General features: G+C 50.8%; 22 protein-coding genes. 6 read left to right on the forward strand and 16 right to left on the reverse strand.

Going from position 1 to position 15,077, the window contains the following annotated elements:
- The first annotated feature begins 196 nt into the window (after positions 1-196).
- On the forward strand, positions 197-751 hold the full coding sequence (locus L3068_RS20925) for a gamma carbonic anhydrase family protein (RefSeq protein WP_023337872.1): 555 nt from the start codon (positions 197-199) through the stop codon (positions 749-751).
- Here the strand turns inward: L3068_RS20925 and L3068_RS20930 are convergent.
- From L3068_RS20930 to dprA, 6 genes are read right to left on the reverse strand one after another with little or no spacing between them, the layout of a single operon-like run.
- Complete coding sequence (locus L3068_RS20930; RefSeq protein ID WP_023337873.1) at positions 727-975, reverse strand: DUF1488 family protein; 249 nt, start codon at positions 973-975, stop codon at positions 727-729. The two genes, L3068_RS20925 and L3068_RS20930, sit on opposite strands and share 25 nt — an antisense overlap.
- Positions 972-1,790 carry a shikimate dehydrogenase gene (gene aroE, locus L3068_RS20935; RefSeq protein WP_014885457.1) on the reverse strand — a complete coding sequence of 273 codons (819 nt, stop codon included), beginning with the start codon at positions 1,788-1,790 and terminating at the stop codon, positions 972-974. The genes L3068_RS20930 and aroE overlap by 4 nt, the downstream gene beginning before the upstream one ends.
- Positions 1,791-1,794: 4 nt before the next feature.
- A complete protein-coding gene (gene tsaC, locus L3068_RS20940; protein ID WP_023337875.1) occupies positions 1,795-2,367 on the reverse strand; it encodes an L-threonylcarbamoyladenylate synthase type 1 TsaC in 573 nt (190 codons plus the stop codon).
- Positions 2,360-2,914 carry a DNA topoisomerase family protein gene (locus tag L3068_RS20945; RefSeq protein WP_023338824.1) on the reverse strand — a complete coding sequence of 185 codons (555 nt, stop codon included), beginning with the start codon at positions 2,912-2,914 and terminating at the stop codon, positions 2,360-2,362. The genes tsaC and L3068_RS20945 overlap by 8 nt, the downstream gene beginning before the upstream one ends.
- Positions 2,915-2,941: 27 nt before the next feature.
- The gene (gene smg, locus L3068_RS20950; RefSeq protein ID WP_008503477.1) at positions 2,942-3,415 is read right to left on the reverse strand and encodes a DUF494 family protein Smg; all 474 of its coding nucleotides are present in this window, start codon (positions 3,413-3,415) and stop codon (positions 2,942-2,944) included.
- Positions 3,387-4,511 (reverse strand): DNA-protecting protein DprA, encoded by a 1,125-nt coding sequence (gene dprA, locus L3068_RS20955; RefSeq protein ID WP_023337877.1) that lies wholly within the window; start codon positions 4,509-4,511, stop codon positions 3,387-3,389. The genes smg and dprA overlap by 29 nt, the downstream gene beginning before the upstream one ends.
- 128 nt (positions 4,512-4,639) lie before the next feature.
- Here dprA and def point away from each other — a divergent pair, with 128 nt between their 5' ends.
- The 5 genes from def to mscL all read left to right on the forward strand — a co-directional run bounded on the left by def (position 4,640) and on the right by mscL (position 9,416).
- Positions 4,640-5,149, forward strand: a complete 510-nt coding sequence (gene def, locus L3068_RS20960) for a peptide deformylase (protein WP_006812188.1) — start codon at positions 4,640-4,642, stop codon at positions 5,147-5,149.
- 25 nt (positions 5,150-5,174) lie between these two features.
- The gene (gene fmt / locus L3068_RS20965) at positions 5,175-6,122 is read left to right on the forward strand and encodes a methionyl-tRNA formyltransferase (RefSeq protein ID WP_047343785.1); all 948 of its coding nucleotides are present in this window, start codon (positions 5,175-5,177) and stop codon (positions 6,120-6,122) included.
- Between the two features lie 51 nt (positions 6,123-6,173).
- On the forward strand, positions 6,174-7,460 hold the full coding sequence (gene rsmB / locus L3068_RS20970; RefSeq protein WP_214602919.1) for a 16S rRNA (cytosine(967)-C(5))-methyltransferase RsmB: 1,287 nt from the start codon (positions 6,174-6,176) through the stop codon (positions 7,458-7,460).
- 22 nt (positions 7,461-7,482) lie between these two features.
- Positions 7,483-8,859, forward strand: a complete 1,377-nt coding sequence (gene trkA / locus L3068_RS20975) for a Trk system potassium transporter TrkA (protein WP_014885463.1) — start codon at positions 7,483-7,485, stop codon at positions 8,857-8,859.
- A 146-nt stretch (positions 8,860-9,005) separates the two neighbouring features.
- Positions 9,006-9,416: a large-conductance mechanosensitive channel protein MscL gene (gene mscL, locus L3068_RS20980; protein WP_045135129.1), complete on the forward strand. Its 411-nt coding sequence runs from the start codon at positions 9,006-9,008 to the stop codon at positions 9,414-9,416.
- Here mscL and L3068_RS20985 read toward each other — a convergent pair whose 3' ends face one another.
- From L3068_RS20985 to secY, 10 genes are all read right to left on the reverse strand, one after another.
- On the reverse strand, positions 9,417-9,632 hold the full coding sequence (locus L3068_RS20985; protein WP_014885464.1) for an alternative ribosome-rescue factor A: 216 nt from the start codon (positions 9,630-9,632) through the stop codon (positions 9,417-9,419). It abuts the gene before it with no gap.
- Positions 9,633-9,689: 57 nt separating this feature from the next.
- Complete coding sequence (gene zntR / locus L3068_RS20990) at positions 9,690-10,115, reverse strand: Zn(2+)-responsive transcriptional regulator (protein ID WP_014885465.1); 426 nt, start codon at positions 10,113-10,115, stop codon at positions 9,690-9,692.
- 2 nt (positions 10,116-10,117) lie between these two features.
- Complete coding sequence (locus L3068_RS20995; RefSeq protein WP_014885466.1) at positions 10,118-10,486, reverse strand: DnaJ family domain-containing protein; 369 nt, start codon at positions 10,484-10,486, stop codon at positions 10,118-10,120.
- A 107-nt stretch (positions 10,487-10,593) separates the two neighbouring features.
- Entirely contained in the window at positions 10,594-10,977 is a 384-nt protein-coding gene (gene rplQ, locus L3068_RS21000) for a 50S ribosomal protein L17 (protein ID WP_001216368.1), read from the reverse strand.
- A 40-nt stretch (positions 10,978-11,017) separates the two neighbouring features.
- Positions 11,018-12,007 (reverse strand): DNA-directed RNA polymerase subunit alpha, encoded by a 990-nt coding sequence (locus tag L3068_RS21005; RefSeq protein ID WP_002919219.1) that lies wholly within the window; start codon positions 12,005-12,007, stop codon positions 11,018-11,020.
- A gap of 25 nt (positions 12,008-12,032) precedes the next feature.
- Positions 12,033-12,653, reverse strand: a complete 621-nt coding sequence (gene rpsD, locus L3068_RS21010; RefSeq protein ID WP_003863314.1) for a 30S ribosomal protein S4 — start codon at positions 12,651-12,653, stop codon at positions 12,033-12,035.
- Positions 12,654-12,685: 32 nt separating this feature from the next.
- Positions 12,686-13,075, reverse strand: a complete 390-nt coding sequence (gene rpsK / locus L3068_RS21015) for a 30S ribosomal protein S11 (RefSeq protein WP_003863312.1) — start codon at positions 13,073-13,075, stop codon at positions 12,686-12,688.
- 16 nt (positions 13,076-13,091) lie between these two features.
- Positions 13,092-13,448 (reverse strand): 30S ribosomal protein S13, encoded by a 357-nt coding sequence (gene rpsM / locus L3068_RS21020; RefSeq protein ID WP_003863308.1) that lies wholly within the window; start codon positions 13,446-13,448, stop codon positions 13,092-13,094.
- A 146-nt stretch (positions 13,449-13,594) separates the two neighbouring features.
- Positions 13,595-13,711 (reverse strand): 50S ribosomal protein L36, encoded by a 117-nt coding sequence (gene rpmJ / locus L3068_RS21025; RefSeq protein WP_000868187.1) that lies wholly within the window; start codon positions 13,709-13,711, stop codon positions 13,595-13,597.
- Positions 13,712-13,742: 31 nt separating this feature from the next.
- On the reverse strand, positions 13,743-15,074 hold the full coding sequence (gene secY, locus L3068_RS21030; RefSeq protein WP_003863305.1) for a preprotein translocase subunit SecY: 1,332 nt from the start codon (positions 15,072-15,074) through the stop codon (positions 13,743-13,745).
- Positions 15,075-15,077 lie beyond the last annotated feature (3 nt).

Raw genomic sequence — 15,077 nt, forward strand, 5'->3', positions numbered from 1 at the left:
GTGTCGATGGAGGCGCATTATAGGGATCCCATTTTTTAGCACAAGTATTTTTTAGATCTTTTTTTCCAACTGCTGATTTTCCGCGCTTTTCGCTGAAATCCCGCCCGATCTGCTTAAATATTGACGTATTTTGCCTTGCCTCGATCCCATAATATGATCAAAGTCTTCTGTCTAGCGCTCATCCTTAGAGGTAGTTATGTCTACTGTATTACGTCCTTATAAAGATCTGTTCCCCAAACAAGGCGATCGCGTGATGATCGATGCCAGCAGCGTAGTCGTAGGTGATGTCCGACTGGCTGATGATGTCAGTATCTGGCCACTCGTTGCCATCAGGGGAGACGTTAACTCTGTGTCGATTGGCGCACGTACCAATATTCAGGACGGCAGCGTTCTGCATGTCACGCACAAATCCTCTTATAACCCGGAAGGTAATCCACTCATTATTGGAGAGGATGTCACCGTTGGTCACAAAGTGATGCTTCACGGCTGCACTATAGGAAATCGCGTACTTGTTGGCATGGGATCGATTTTGCTGGATGGCGTCATAGTAGAAGATGACGTAATGATTGGTGCCGGTAGCCTGGTCCCGCAGAACAAACGGCTGGAGAGCGGCTATCTCTATCTGGGTAGCCCTGTAAAACAGATCCGCCCCCTGAAGGAGGCAGAGATCGAAGGATTAAAATACTCGGCGAACAACTACGTTAAATGGAAGAATGACTATCTGGATCAGGATAACCAGACCCAGCCCTGATCGTCTTCCTGCTGGTCGCGGATTAAATCGCTGGCTTCTTCTTCAAGATCCCAGCGATTTTCACAAAATATGTCTAAAGGATCTGAACCGCCAAAACGACGTAGCAGCGTTTCCCTATGAATGGCACAGGTAAGTTGCATCCCCTGCACCAGCACCGGGAAGCAGACTGCTTGTTTATCCTCATCCCAGCTCTCTCTGTCCGGGAAGTGAATAGCCTGATTCACGCCGAAAGCTCCTGCTTTAACTTTTCTATGACCGGCTCGACTGCAGGTAACACCCCATGCCAGAGCAGCACCGCATGCGCAGCCTGGCCCACCAGCATCCCCAGCCCATCGGCTAACTGTTTCGCGCCATGTTCTTCACACCACATAAGGAAGGGTGTCTTCCCTTTCTGGTAAAACATGTCATAGAAGTACATATGAGAGTTGATAAGAGAAACGGGGATTGCCGGGATCTCACCATTAATGCCGCTGGACGTGGCATTGATGACCAGATCAAATTCACGGTCTTCGAGATCCTCAAGCGCGATGGCGCTCACGCTACCGGTATGGGCAAACAACGCCGCCAGCGCTTCTGCCCTGGAAAAGGTTCTGTTGGTAATGGTCACTGCACAGTCCAGTGAAAGCAGGGGCAACAGCACGCCCCGCGATGCACCACCCGCACCAATCAGCAGAACCCGGAAACCAGGCTTGATAAACGAAAGTCTTTCCAGATCGCTCAGTAAACCAATCCCGTCAGTGTTGTCACCCAGAAGGCGGCCATCCTCAAGCCGTTTTAAGGTATTTACTGCACCAGCAAGTGAAGCACGCTCGGTCAGTTCGTCTGCACGTTCAAATGCCTCTTCTTTAAAGGGAACCGTCACATTCGCCCCTTTGCCGCCCGCAGCGAAAAACGCCTCGAGCGTTGGGATAAATGCATCAACCGGTGCCAGCACGCGACCGTAAGGGTGATCTATCTGCAACTGTTCCGCAAATTGCTGATGGATCAAGGGTGACTTACTGTGCGCAATCGGGTTACCAAAAACAGCATAAGTTTCCATGAGATTACCCCTGACGAAAACGTTCACCGGTTAATGCGTCGCGAATTTCGGACGGATTCAGGCGCCCTCCCGTCTCGCCGGCAGCAACCGGGAAATCATTCCCGAACTGTGCCAGCACTTCTTCGGTTGTCCGGCACGGAGGTAACCCGGTCAGATTCGCGCTGGTTGAAACCAGTGGTTTACCAAACGCCACACAAAGCTCAACCACCAGCGGATGGTCGGTGACGCGCACCGCCAGCGAATCAAACCTTCCGGTTAACCAGCGCGGTGTTGTCGGCTGGGCCGGGAAAACGAAGGTCACCGGTCCAGGCCATACGGAGAAGATGGCTTCACGCTGGGCCGGGGTAAGCATGGAATCATCAATGTAAGGTTTAAGCTGCTCATAATTGGCCGCGATTAAAATCAGTCCTTTTTCGACAGGCCGTTGCTTAAGTGCCAGCAATCGGCCAACGGCCGTCTCACTGTCAGGATCGCAACCGACCCCAAAAACAGCTTCAGTTGGATAAGCGATGACTTCTTCTTTTTTCAGTACGTCCACTGCATACGCAATGGAACCTGATGGCAGGTTATTATTCACTGTTTTGATCCGCCGGAACCGGCTTTCCACATTGTTTACTGGCGCAGAAGCGTTTAATGCCTTGCGCGGTTTTCTTCTCGATGAGTAGCGGATAATGGCAATGCACGCAGATACCCGCTACCGGTTTGAAATTGATAACGAACTGGCAGTCAGGGTAACGATCGCAGGAATGGAAAGTCTTACCAAAACGAGAACGACGCTGTACCAGTTGACCACGTTGGCACTGAGGACAGGCAATAGCCGTTTCATCTGGCTTATCAATTTGTTCTGTATGCTCACATTCCGGATAACGGCTACAGCCAATAAACATACCGAACCGCCCCTGACGCAACGCTAATTCACCACCACAGGCAGGACATAACTGCCCCTCCAGAATTTTGACGATATGTCCATCCGCCTGGCTTTTAAGAGGACGGACATAATCACATTCCGGATAGTGTGAACAACCGAGAAACGGACCGTGTTTCCCGGACCGAATAACAAGTTCAGCCCCGCACTGCGGGCAGGGCTCGTTTTTATGCACCGTAAATAGTGCGGATTTGGCCATAACAACTCTTGGTGCTGCACATTTGAATTAATGCAGCATACCTTCATTCACTTCAAAGAGTAATTCTTCCATTTGCTGATAGGCATTTTCACAACCCGGGATATTAAACAGAACCATCAGGATCACCCATTTGAGATCTTCCAGTTCAAATTCTGCCGTATCCAGCGCCATGACGCGCTCTATCACCATTTCTCTCGTTTCGAGGTTTAGCACCTGAATCTGCTCAAGGAATAAGATGAATCCCCGGCAGCTGGCATCCAGCCTTTCACACTCTTCAGCGGTATAGATGCGTACTGACAATGGGTCAGAAGCAAGCTGCATCGGTTCGGCGAGGCCTTCCTGATAATCAGCCAGTTTTTCCAGCCACATCAACGCATTATAGATATCTTCCCGCTCAAACCCCGCATCGGTAAGATCCTGTGTCAATTTGTCCTGATCCACTCGCATTTCTGCTTCGTTATGGATGTAAGTCTCAAACAAATACATCAGTACGTCGAACATGGCATGCCCTCCTTAATCGGACATAGCCGCCGGGTACAGCTGCGATCCACCCTGCTAACTCCAGTTCGAGTAGCTGTGCTACCGTTACTGGCACAGGTTGGCCGGCACGTTCAGCGACAACGTCAACAGGTGTTACCTCATCTCCTACGTTAGCCAGGAGCTTAGGAAATGGCAATGCCACCTTTCCCTGATCTGACGAATAATGTCGCTTTTCGGGATCTTCCTGCAGCCATTGCAACCCATGTTGCAAATTTTCAAGAATATCCCCTACCTCGGTTACCGGCGTTGCGCCCTGCTTTATCAGCCAGTGTGGCCCTTCGCAGCCGGGGTTACCTATCGGACCGGGCAAGGCGAAAACCTCCCGCCCCTGCTCAAGTGCGCACCGGGCCGTGACCAGAGAGCCGCTTCGCACTGCCGCTTCAACGACCAAGACGCCCTGGCTTAACCCGCTGATAATCCGATTACGGCGCGGAAAGTTTGCCGGTCGGGGCTGTGCCGAGAGAGGAAACTCAGACACTATCGCCCCGTCAGATTCAATAATCTGCATCGCCAGAGCCTGATGCCGACGGGGATAAACGCTAAACAGGCCGTTCCCCAGCACGGCCACGCTACGTCCTTTTGCGGACAGCGCAGCGTGATGGGCGACACCGTCAATACCGCAGGCCAACCCACTGGTGATTGTGAAACCGCTTTGTGAAAGCTGTTCGCACAGGATTTTCCCCCACCGCTCACCGTACCATGACGGCGCCCGACTCCCCACCACAGCCAGTTGGACAGTATTAAGTGTCGCTAAGTTACCTTTTACACATAATGCCCCAGGATAATCGGGAATCGTTCGCAGCAAAGGGGGATAAAAGGGATGGTTTGCCGTCAACAAATGATTTCCCGGCATTTCAAGCCACTTAAGGCTTCGCTCCAGTTCACTTTCCTCTAAGGCAAAGAACCGGCTAGCCTGTTTTGCTGACAGCCCGGCGTCTATGACAGCAGGAACATCTATATTTGTCTGCTTGAGCAACCGTGCAGCGGCTTCCAGCATCCCATCACCACACAGAGAACCCGTGTGGATAAGCCGTAACCATATCTCGGTAGACGTCATCCTTTCCCCCTGCCATAAGCGGCCTGCGCAATCATTGCGATTGGTCACTGATGCTGTCAATCGACCGGGGATTTGTCTAGAATAGAAGTAATATTCTTATCAACTCCTGAACACGACTCTGGAAATTTATGGCAGTTTTGCAAGTGTTACATATTCCGGACGAGCGCCTTCGCATCGTCGCTGAACCGGTTAAAGAAGTGAATGCAGAAATTCAGCGTATCGTCGATGATATGTTCGATACCATGTACGCTGAAGAAGGCATTGGCCTGGCGGCGACCCAGGTAGACATTCACAAGCGTATTATCGTGATCGACGTTTCTGAAAATCGCGATGAGCGTCTGGTGCTGATTAACCCTGAGTTGCTTGAAAAGAGCGGCGAAACGGGTATCGAGGAAGGCTGTTTGTCCATTCCTGAACAGCGCGCTTTGGTGCCACGTGCCGAAAAAGTGAAAATTCGCGCCCTGGATCGTGACGGTAATCCGTTCGAACTGGAAGCAGACGACCTGCTGGCGATTTGTATTCAGCATGAGATGGATCATCTGGTCGGTAAACTGTTTATCGATTACCTCTCGCCGCTGAAACAGCAGCGTATTCGTCAGAAAGTAGAGAAACTGGATCGTTTGCGCTCTCGCGCATAACGTCCCCCCGGATACAAGGATCATCGTGTCTAAAACACTACGTATTATCTTCGCGGGAACCCCTGATTTTGCAGCGCGTCATCTTGGCGCGCTGTTATCTTCTGGTCACCAGGTTGTTGGCGTCTTTACCCAGCCGGACCGCCCGGCAGGTCGCGGTAAAAAACTGATGCCGAGCCCCGTAAAGGTGCTGGCAGAAGAGCATGGGCTACCCGTTTTCCAGCCCGCCTCCTTACGCCCACAGGAAAACCAGCAGCTGGTTGCTGACCTGGATGCCGACGTAATGGTGGTGGTGGCGTATGGTTTAATTCTGCCAAAAGCCGTGCTTGATATGCCTCGCCTGGGCTGTATCAACGTGCATGGTTCCCTGCTCCCGCGTTGGCGTGGTGCGGCACCTATACAGCGCTCCCTGTGGGCGGGTGATGCTGAAACCGGCGTTACAATCATGAAGATGGATGTAGGTTTAGACACGGGCGACATGCTGTATAAGTTGACGTGTCCCATTACGGCAGAAGATACCAGCGCTACGCTGTATGACAAGCTGGCAGATCTCGGCCCACAAGGGCTCATTAAGACCTTACAGCAGCTTGCTGACAATACGGCGAAGCCTGAGGTTCAGGATGAGTCTCTCGTCACCTACGCCGAAAAACTGAGCAAAGAAGAAGCCCGGATCGACTGGTCTCTCTCCGCCGCTCAACTTGAACGCTGCATCCGCGCCTTCAATCCATGGCCAATGAGCTGGCTGATGATTGATGAGCAGCCCCTGAAAGTCTGGAAAGCGTCAGTGATTAACAGCATCACAGCAGCTGAACCCGGTACGATTATCGACGCCAGCAAGAACGGAATCCAGGTTGCGACTGCAGAAGGGATCCTGAATCTTGAGTCATTACAACCGGCCGGTAAGAAAGCCATGAGTGCACAGGATCTGTTAAATTCCCGTCGCGAATGGTTTATACCGGGCAATCGCCTTGCCTGATCCAATATTTGCTTAAAGCCCGGTGTTCCGGGCATTTTTATTTTTACGGTTATGAAAAAACAAAATCTTCGCAGTATGGCGGCGCAGGCCGTTGAGCAGGTCATCGAGCAGGGTCAGTCATTGAGTAATGTCCTGCCTCCCCTGCAACAAAAAGTATCTGATAAAGACAAAGCCCTGCTTCAGGAGCTCTGTTTTGGCGTCCTGCGCACTCTCTCTCAACTTGAGTGGCTCATTAATAAGCTGATGTCACGCCCAATGACCGGCAAACAGCGCACCATACATTATTTGATTATGGTGGGTTTTTATCAGCTTCTTCATACCCGAATCCCCCCTCATGCCGCACTGGCTGAGACGGTGGAAGGTGCCGTTGCGATTAAACGTCCTCAGTTGAAAGGGTTGATCAACGGTGTACTGCGTCAGTTCCAGCGACAGCAGGAAGAGCTGCTGGCTGAATTTACGCAAAGCGAAACACGTTACCTGCATCCGGACTGGCTTCTGAATCGCCTTAAAAAGGCGTATCCAAAACAATGGCAAAACATTGCCGAAGCCAATAATCAACGTCCACCGATGTGGCTGCGCGTTAACCGGAATCATCATACCCGCGATGCCTGGCTGAGCTTGCTCGAAGAGGCCGGAATGAGTGGATTCACACATGATGCCTATCCTGACGCCGTGCGTTTAGCTTCCCCTGCACCGGTACATGCTTTACCCGGTTTTGATGAAGGCCGGGTGACCGTACAGGATGCCTCTGCTCAGGGTTGTATGACTTTCCTTGACCCGAAAAATGGCGAGCAGATCCTCGATCTGTGCGCAGCACCGGGCGGAAAAACAACGCACATTCTGGAAGTGGCTCCGCAGGCCAGCGTGATGGCAGTCGATGTTGATGAGCAGCGTCTTTCACGCGTCTACGATAACCTTAAGCGTCTGGGTATGAAGGCTCAGGTTAAGCAGGGCGATGGACGCAAACCCGCAGAATGGTGTGGTGAAACACAATTCGATCGTATTTTGCTGGATGCCCCTTGCTCTGCAACCGGTGTTATTCGCCGTCACCCCGATATCAAGTGGCTGCGCCGCGATCGTGATATCAAGGAACTTGCCCAACTGCAATCGGATATTCTTGACGCCATCTGGCCGCATCTAAAACCTGGTGGAACGCTGATCTACGCGACCTGCTCCGTGCTGCCGGAAGAAAACAGCCAGCAAATCGCGGCCTTCCTTAAACGCACTCCGGACGCTACGCTGCGTGATACGGGAACACCTGAAAACCCGGGTCAGCAGAACCTGCCGGGTGCGGAAGAGGGTGATGGCTTCTTTTACGCTAAGCTAATCAAAGAGTGATGTTGAGAACAGGTCACAAGATATGAAGATTATCATTCTGGGCGCAGGACAGGTTGGTGGAACGCTGGCAGAAAACCTGGTTGGCGAAAACAATGACATCACTATTGTTGATACCAACGGAGATCGTCTGCGCGTATTGCAGGACAAATTTGACCTTCGCGTTGTGCAGGGTCACGGTTCGCATCCGCGCGTTCTGCGCGAGGCTGGCGCTGACGATGCCGACATGCTGGTTGCGGTCACCAGTTCTGATGAAACCAATATGGTGGCTTGTCAGGTAGCCTATTCGCTTTTCAACACACCAAACCGAATCGCACGTATCCGCTCTCCGGACTATGTTCGCGATGCCGAGAAACTGTTTAATTCAGAAGCGGTTCCAATCGATCATCTCATCGCGCCTGAACAACTGGTTATCGACAATATCTATCGCCTGATCGAATATCCAGGGGCACTGCAGGTGGTGAACTTTGCCGAAGGGAAAGTCAGTCTGGCTGTAGTTAAGGCTTATTACGGTGGGCCATTGATTGGCAACGCGTTGTCCACCATGCGCGAACATATGCCCCATATTGATACGCGCGTCGCCGCTATTTTCCGTCACGACAGACCTATCCGCCCGCAAGGCTCTACCATTGTCGAAGCTGGCGATGAGGTCTTCTTTATTGCTGCCTCTCAGCATATCCGTGCGGTGATGAGTGAGCTACAGCGTCTCGAAAAGCCTTATAAACGTATTATGCTGGTCGGCGGCGGCAATATCGGCGCGGGTCTCGCGCGCAGGCTGGAAAAAGACTATAGCGTGAAATTGATCGAGCGCGATCAACAGCGTGCTTCTGAACTGGCGGAGAAGTTGCAAAATACGATCGTATTTTATGGCGATGCGTCGGATCAGGAGCTGCTGGCAGAAGAACATATTGATCAAGTAGATCTTTTTATTGCCGTCACTAATGATGACGAGGCGAATATTATGTCTGCCATGCTCGCCAAGCGTATGGGGGCAAAGAAGGTCATGGTGCTTATCCAGCGTAAGGCTTATGTTGATCTCGTTCAGGGCAGCGTTATTGATATTGCCATTTCACCGCAGCAGGCAACGATTTCTGCCCTGCTTAGCCATGTACGTAAAGCGGACATTGTCGGTGTTTCATCGCTCCGCCGCGGTGTGGCTGAAGCCATTGAAGCGGTGGCGCATGGTGATGAAACCACGTCACGCGTTGTGGGCCGCGCCATCGACGAAATTAAATTGCCGCCAGGCACCATAATCGGCGCTGTCGTGCGTGGGAATGATGTCATGATCGCCAATGATAATTTGCGTATTGAACAAGGCGATCACGTAATTATGTTCCTTACCGATAAAAAGTTTATTACCGACGTCGAACGTTTATTCCAGCCAAGTCCCTTCTTCCTTTAATGAGTCGGGTGCTCGCATACGAGCACCCACGCTTTAACCGCTTAATTCCTGTGCCTTTTATTTTTCATAACGTTTAATTATCCCGAATGGCAAATAGCTAATCATTTGTTAAACTTATAGTCGTCAGCTGGCACAAGGAGAACATAATGAGTTTTATTAAAGAATTTCGCGAATTTGCGATGCGCGGGAACGTGGTTGATTTGGCAGTGGGTGTCATTATTGGTGCGGCATTCGGCAAGATTGTTTCATCATTAGTTGCAGATATCATCATGCCACCTTTAGGGTTGCTCATCGGGGGCATTGATTTCAAACAATTTGCCTTCACGCTGCGTGAAGCGCAGGGGGATATCCCGGCAGTAGTGATGCATTATGGCTTATTTATTCAGAACGTATTTGATTTCGTGATTGTGGCGTTTGCTATTTTCATGGCTATCAAGCTGATCAACAGACTCAACCGTAAAAAAGAAGAGCCAGCAGCTGCGCCAGCACCAACGAAAGAAGAAGTCTTGCTGACTGAAATCCGCGATCTGTTAAAAGAGCAGAACAACCGCGTTTAATCAGCAAATTAAAGCAGGAAGGCCAGTGGTAAATAAGCGATTCGCTTGCTTGCCACTGGCCTCCCAGTTACCCCGTTTTGCATGTTTGTTTTTACGCAGATAACTTCCCTTCCCTTTTTTATTCTTTTCAACACGCTGTCGAAAAAGCGGGTCGTGAAGTAAGGCCTCAATGGCATTGTCTTTAATTTGTCCCTTCGTATGCTGATAGTGGCTCATCTTTTCTCCTGAGCATGATTTATGACGACTGAAGTCTAGACCCGGGTGGATTAAAAATCAACATCCCCGCGTTTCTCCACTGGCTCCCTGTTCAAGGGCTTCAAGAATTGAACAATAAATACTGCTATGGGCCGTTCCACAGCAGGCATCATTCAGCCTTTGCAGAGAACGTTGCATGGTTTGCAGCTCCTGAATACGGGCTTCAACTTCATCAAGCCGGGCCTGCACGATGCTTTTTGATTCCTGGCAGGTATGATGTTCAGGATCGATGCGGATCGATAATAACTCGCGGATCGAGTCCAGCGTGAATCCAAGCTGTCGCGCATAGCGTATAAATCTTAAACGCTGTAGATCGTTATCGGTATAAAGCCGAAACCCGCCTTCTGTGCGTACTTCATGATCGATCATCTGCTGCTTTTCGTAATATCGGATAGTATCCGGCGTTACGTTCGCGAGCTTTGCAAGTTCACCGATACGGTACATCGCTACTCCTCGTTTATTTTCTGCATCAATCTTTCACTGTATTCGCCATGCAGAAATTCAGTACTCAACCCGGCCTGACGTAACTTGAGCTCGACAAGGGCAAGCCTGCGGCTAAGTTCAGTATGTCGTGGATCGTCCCGGCGAATACCTTTTAGCAAATCGATAAGTTCAACGGCCTCTCTGCGCTGCTCAAGCTCAGGAGGAAGACAGCCGGCGTTTTTTAGTAAACGGTATCCGGCCCGCAGTTCAGGCGCAATATGCGAATCATCTTCCAGCACAAGAGGTTCGCCGCTTCCGGGGAGATCGTCGAAATCACCTTTATTTTGGGCATCGCGAATATGGCGTTCTGCCCACTGGTCAAGCAACCACATCGTCAGCTCCAGGGGATGAACAGAATTAATACAGACATTGTAGAGAAGTGGAGATACTGCGGATATAAAAAAACCCGCCGAGGCGGGTTTTTTTACGTTACTGCAGATTACTCTGCAGCAGCTTCTGCTTTCTCTGAACGATCAACCAGCTCGATGTAAGCCATCGGCGCGTTGTCGCCTGCACGGAAACCACACTTCAGAATGCGAGTGTAACCACCGGCACGGCTCGCGAAACGCGGGCCCAGTTCGTTAAACAGTTTTGCCACGATCTCGTTATCACGAGTGCGGGCGAATGCCAGACGACGATTAGCAACGCTGTCAGTCTTGGCAAGAGTAATCAGCGGCTCAACTACGCGACGCAGCTCTTTCGCTTTAGGCAGGGTCGTCTTGATGATTTCATGACGAACCAGTGAACCTGCCATGTTGCGGAACATAGCCTGGCGATGGCTGCTGTTGCGGTTCAGTTGACGACCACTCTTACGATGGCGCATGACCTTATCCTTCTCAGTAAAACCTTAACCTGTGATCCGGTTACTCGTCAGCAATGCTTGCTGGTGGCCAGTTTTCCAGGCGCATGCCCAGAGACAAACCACGTGAAGCCAGCACGTCTTTAATCTCGGTAAGAGATTTTTTACCCAGGTTCGGCGTTTTCAGCAACTCAACCTCGGTACGCTGTACCAGATCACCGATATAGTGGATAGCTTCTGCCTTGAGGCAGTTAGCAGAGCGGACAGTCAATTCGAGATCGTCAACAGGGCGCAGCAGGATCGGATCGAATTCTGGTTTCTCTTCTTTCACTTCCGGCTGACGAACATCACGTAAGTCAACGAAAGCTTCCAGTTGTTCTGCCAGGATGGTTGCCGCACGACGAATCGCCTCTTCAGGATCGATTGTGCCGTTGGTTTCCATTTCGATGACCAGCTTGTCCAGGTCGGTACGCTGTTCTACACGCGCTGCTTCAACATTGTAGGCAATACGCTCTACAGGGCTGTAGCATGCGTCGACCAGCAGACGGCCGATTGGGCGCTCATCTTCTTCCGAATGAATTCGGGCAGAAGCCGGCACATAACCACGACCGCGCTGAACTTTGATACGCATGCTAATAGCTGCGTTCTCATCGGTCAGGTGGCAGATCACGTGCTGCGGCTTGACGATTTCAACATCACCGTCGTGGGTGATGTCGGCTGCAGTCACAGGGCCAATGCCAGATTTATTCAGAGTAAGAATAACTTCATCTTTACCCTGAACTCTCACCGCCAGCCCTTTCAGGTTGAGCAGGATTTCAAGGATATCTTCCTGAACGCCTTCTTTGGTGCTGTACTCATGAAGTACACCATCAATCTCAACCTCGGTCACCGCGCAACCCGGCATCGATGAGAGCAGAATACGGCGCAGTGCGTTACCCAGAGTATGGCCAAAGCCACGCTCTAAAGGCTCAAGGGTCACCTTGGCGTGCGTCGAACTCACTTGCTCGATATCTACCAGGCGCGGTTTTAGAAACTCTGTCACAGAACCCTGCATTGTGTCCTCTCTTTGGTACTAAGCTTTACTTGGAGTAAAGCTCGACGATCAGGTGTTCGTTAATGTCCGCAGACAGATCAGAACGTTCCGGCTGACGCTTGAACGTACCTTCCATCTTGCCAGCATCAACTTCCAGCCAGGTTGGCTTTTCACGCTGCTCAGCCAGCTCCAGAGCGGCCTTCACGCGAGATTGCTTTTTCGCTTTCTCACGAATGCTAACAACGTCATTCGCTTTAACCTGATAAGAAGCGATGTTAACAACACGACCGTTTACCATGATTGCTTTGTGGCTAACCAACTGGCGTGATTCAGCACGAGTCGCGCCGAAGCCCATACGGTAAACAACGTTGTCCAGACGACCTTCCAGCAGAGCCAGCAGGTTTTCACCTGTGTTGCCTTTCAGACGTGCTGCTTCTTTATAGTAGTTACGGAACTGACGCTCCAGCACACCGTAGATACGGCGAACTTTTTGCTTTTCACGCAACTGCACACCATAGTCAGACAGACGCGGTTTACGCGCACCGTGCTGGCCAGGAGCTTGTTCAATTTTACACTTGGTATCGATCGCGCGAACGCCAGACTTAAGGAATAAGTCGGTGCCCTCACGACGGCTCAGCTTGAGCTTAGGACCCAAATATCTTGCCATTTTCTATCTCCAACTAACCTAAAAAACGAGCGTTATACGCGACGTTTTTTCGGCGGACGACAACCGTTATGAGGGATCGGAGTCACATCAGTAATATTCGTGATGCGGAAACCAGCGGCGTTCAGAGCGCGAACAGTAGATTCACGACCCGGACCCGGACCTTTAACCATAACTTCCAGATTCTTGATGCCGTATTCTTTTACGGCTTCAGCGCAACGCTCTGCTGCAACCTGAGCTGCGAACGGAGTGGATTTGCGAGAACCACGGAAACCGGAACCACCGGCTGTTGCCCAACCCAAAGCGTTACCCTGACGATCAGTAATAGTAACGATGGTGTTGTTGAAAGAAGCATGGATATGAGCCACGCCGTCAGAGACTTGTTTTCTTACACGTTTACGTGCACGAACTGGTGCCTTTGCCATTATTCAATCACCCCGATTATTTCTTGATCGGTTTGCGCGGACCCTTACGGGTACGTGCGTTGGTCTTAGTACGCTGACCGCGCACTGGCAGACCACGACGATGACGCAAACCGCGATAGCAACCAAGATCCATCAGGCGCTTGATGCTCATGCTGATTTCACGGCGCAGATCACCTTCAACGACAAATTTGGCAACTTCGTCACGCAGCGTGTCGATTTGTTCTTCAGACAGCTCACTGATCTTAACATCTTCAGCGATACCCGCTGCAGCCAGAATGGCTTTAGAACGGGTCTTGCCGACGCCGTAGATCGAAGTTAATGCGATCACAGCATGTTTCTGATCAGGAATGTTAATGCCTGCTATACGGGCCACTATGCACTCCTACTATTTAATATGTACGCACCATGCTGAAAAGCCCGTTTTCAGGATACTCAAATGGAAACGTACAGACATACAAAAGATTGGCTGGCTAATCTAGCCAGCTCAACCCAACTTTGCAAGAAAAATATGCGAAATAATCAGCCTTGGCGCTGTTTATGCTTCGGCTCGGCACTGCAAATCACACGGATGACACCATCACGCTTAACGATTTTGCAGTTACGGCATAATTTCTTGACGGAAGCACGAACTTTCATTTTTACTCTCCGTAACTTCTCAGGCGACCAATTAGCGGCCGTAGCCTTTCAGGTTCGCCTTCTTCAATGCAGACTCATACTGACTGGACATCATCAGAGTTTGCACTTGAGCCATAAAGTCCATAATCACGACAACAACGATAAGCAGTGAGGTCCCACCGAAGTAGAACGGTACTTTCATTGCATCACGCATGAACTCCGGGATCAGGCAGATAAAAGTAATATAAAGCGCACCAACCAAAGTCAGGCGGGTCATTACTTTATCGATATACTTCGCCGTTTGCTCTCCCGGACGAATTCCTGGTACAAATGCACCGGACTTCTTCAGGTTATCTGCTGTTTCACGCGGGTTGAAGACCAACGCCGTGTAGAAGAAACAGAAGAAGATGATCGCAGACGCATAGAGTAACACATAAAGTGGTTGCCCAGGCTGCAAATACAGCGAAATTGTTGTCAGCCAGTTCCAACCAGTACCGCCCCCGAACCATGACGCGATGGTTGCCGGGAACAGAATAATACTGGAAGCGAAGATTGCCGGGATTACCCCCGCCATATTCACTTTCAGCGGTAAATGTGTGCTCTGTGCAGCATAGACACGACGACCTTGCTGACGTTTCGCGTAGTTCACCACAATGCGGCGTTGACCACGTTCAACGAAGACAACAAAGAACGTCACTGCAAATACTAATACTGCAACCAACAGCAACAGGAGGAAGTGCAGGTCGCCTTGACGCGCTTGCTCGATAGTGTGGGCGATGGCTGGCGGAAGACCCGCAACAATACCGGCGAAGATAATGATTGAGATACCGTTACCGATACCACGCTCAGTAATCTGTTCGCCGAGCCACATCAGGAACATCGTCCCTGTGACCAGACTAACAACAGCGGTGAAATAGAATGCAAAGCCTGGGTTTAATACCAGGCCCTGCATACCAGGCATATTCGGCAGACCGGTAGCAATACCGATCGACTGGAATATTGCCAGCACCAGAGTACCGTAACGGGTGTACTGACTAATCTTACGACGTCCAGACTCCCCTTCTTTCTTCAATTCTGCCAGGGCCGGATGAACGACCGTCAGCAGCTGGATAATAATCGATGCCGAAATATACGGCATGATACCCAGAGCGAAGATAGAAGCACGGCTGAGAGCACCACCAGAGAACATGTTGAACATTTCAATGATGGTGCCTCGCTGTTGCTCAAGCAGTTTGGCAAGTACAGCGGCATCGATACCAGGGATCGGAATAAAAGAGCCAATACGGAACACAATCAGCGCGCCGATAACAAACAGCAGTCTGCGTTTCAGCTCGCCAAATCCACCTTTGGCACTTTGAAAATCTAATCCCGGTTGCTTAGCCATCTG

Origin of the sequence: Enterobacter cloacae complex sp. ECL414 (genome assembly GCF_021869685.1) — a bacterium.
Classification (GTDB): Bacteria; Pseudomonadota; Gammaproteobacteria; order Enterobacterales; family Enterobacteriaceae; genus Enterobacter; species Enterobacter kobei.

Coding starts and splice junctions, on each gene's coding strand:
- def (WP_006812188.1), top strand. CDS start 4,640: ATGGCAGTTTTGCAAGTGTTACATATTCCGGACGAGCGCCTTCGCATC.
- secY (WP_003863305.1), bottom strand. CDS start 15,074: ATGGCTAAGCAACCGGGATTAGATTTTCAAAGTGCCAAAGGTGGATTT.
- smg (WP_008503477.1), bottom strand. CDS start 3,415: ATGTTCGACGTACTGATGTATTTGTTTGAGACTTACATCCATAACGAA.
- L3068_RS20995 (WP_014885466.1), bottom strand. CDS start 10,486: ATGTGGTTGCTTGACCAGTGGGCAGAACGCCATATTCGCGATGCCCAA.
- zntR (WP_014885465.1), bottom strand. CDS start 10,115: ATGTACCGTATCGGTGAACTTGCAAAGCTCGCGAACGTAACGCCGGAT.
- L3068_RS21005 (WP_002919219.1), bottom strand. CDS start 12,007: ATGCAGGGTTCTGTGACAGAGTTTCTAAAACCGCGCCTGGTAGATATC.
- rplQ (WP_001216368.1), bottom strand. CDS start 10,977: ATGCGCCATCGTAAGAGTGGTCGTCAACTGAACCGCAACAGCAGCCAT.
- rpsK (WP_003863312.1), bottom strand. CDS start 13,075: ATGGCAAAGGCACCAGTTCGTGCACGTAAACGTGTAAGAAAACAAGTC.
- mscL (WP_045135129.1), top strand. CDS start 9,006: ATGAGTTTTATTAAAGAATTTCGCGAATTTGCGATGCGCGGGAACGTG.
- rpmJ (WP_000868187.1), bottom strand. CDS start 13,711: ATGAAAGTTCGTGCTTCCGTCAAGAAATTATGCCGTAACTGCAAAATC.
- L3068_RS20925 (WP_023337872.1), top strand. CDS start 197: ATGTCTACTGTATTACGTCCTTATAAAGATCTGTTCCCCAAACAAGGC.
- dprA (WP_023337877.1), bottom strand. CDS start 4,511: ATGACGTCTACCGAGATATGGTTACGGCTTATCCACACGGGTTCTCTG.
- L3068_RS20945 (WP_023338824.1), bottom strand. CDS start 2,914: ATGGCCAAATCCGCACTATTTACGGTGCATAAAAACGAGCCCTGCCCG.
- trkA (WP_014885463.1), top strand. CDS start 7,483: ATGAAGATTATCATTCTGGGCGCAGGACAGGTTGGTGGAACGCTGGCA.
- aroE (WP_014885457.1), bottom strand. CDS start 1,790: ATGGAAACTTATGCTGTTTTTGGTAACCCGATTGCGCACAGTAAGTCA.
- rpsD (WP_003863314.1), bottom strand. CDS start 12,653: ATGGCAAGATATTTGGGTCCTAAGCTCAAGCTGAGCCGTCGTGAGGGC.
- L3068_RS20985 (WP_014885464.1), bottom strand. CDS start 9,632: ATGAGCCACTATCAGCATACGAAGGGACAAATTAAAGACAATGCCATT.
- rsmB (WP_214602919.1), top strand. CDS start 6,174: ATGAAAAAACAAAATCTTCGCAGTATGGCGGCGCAGGCCGTTGAGCAG.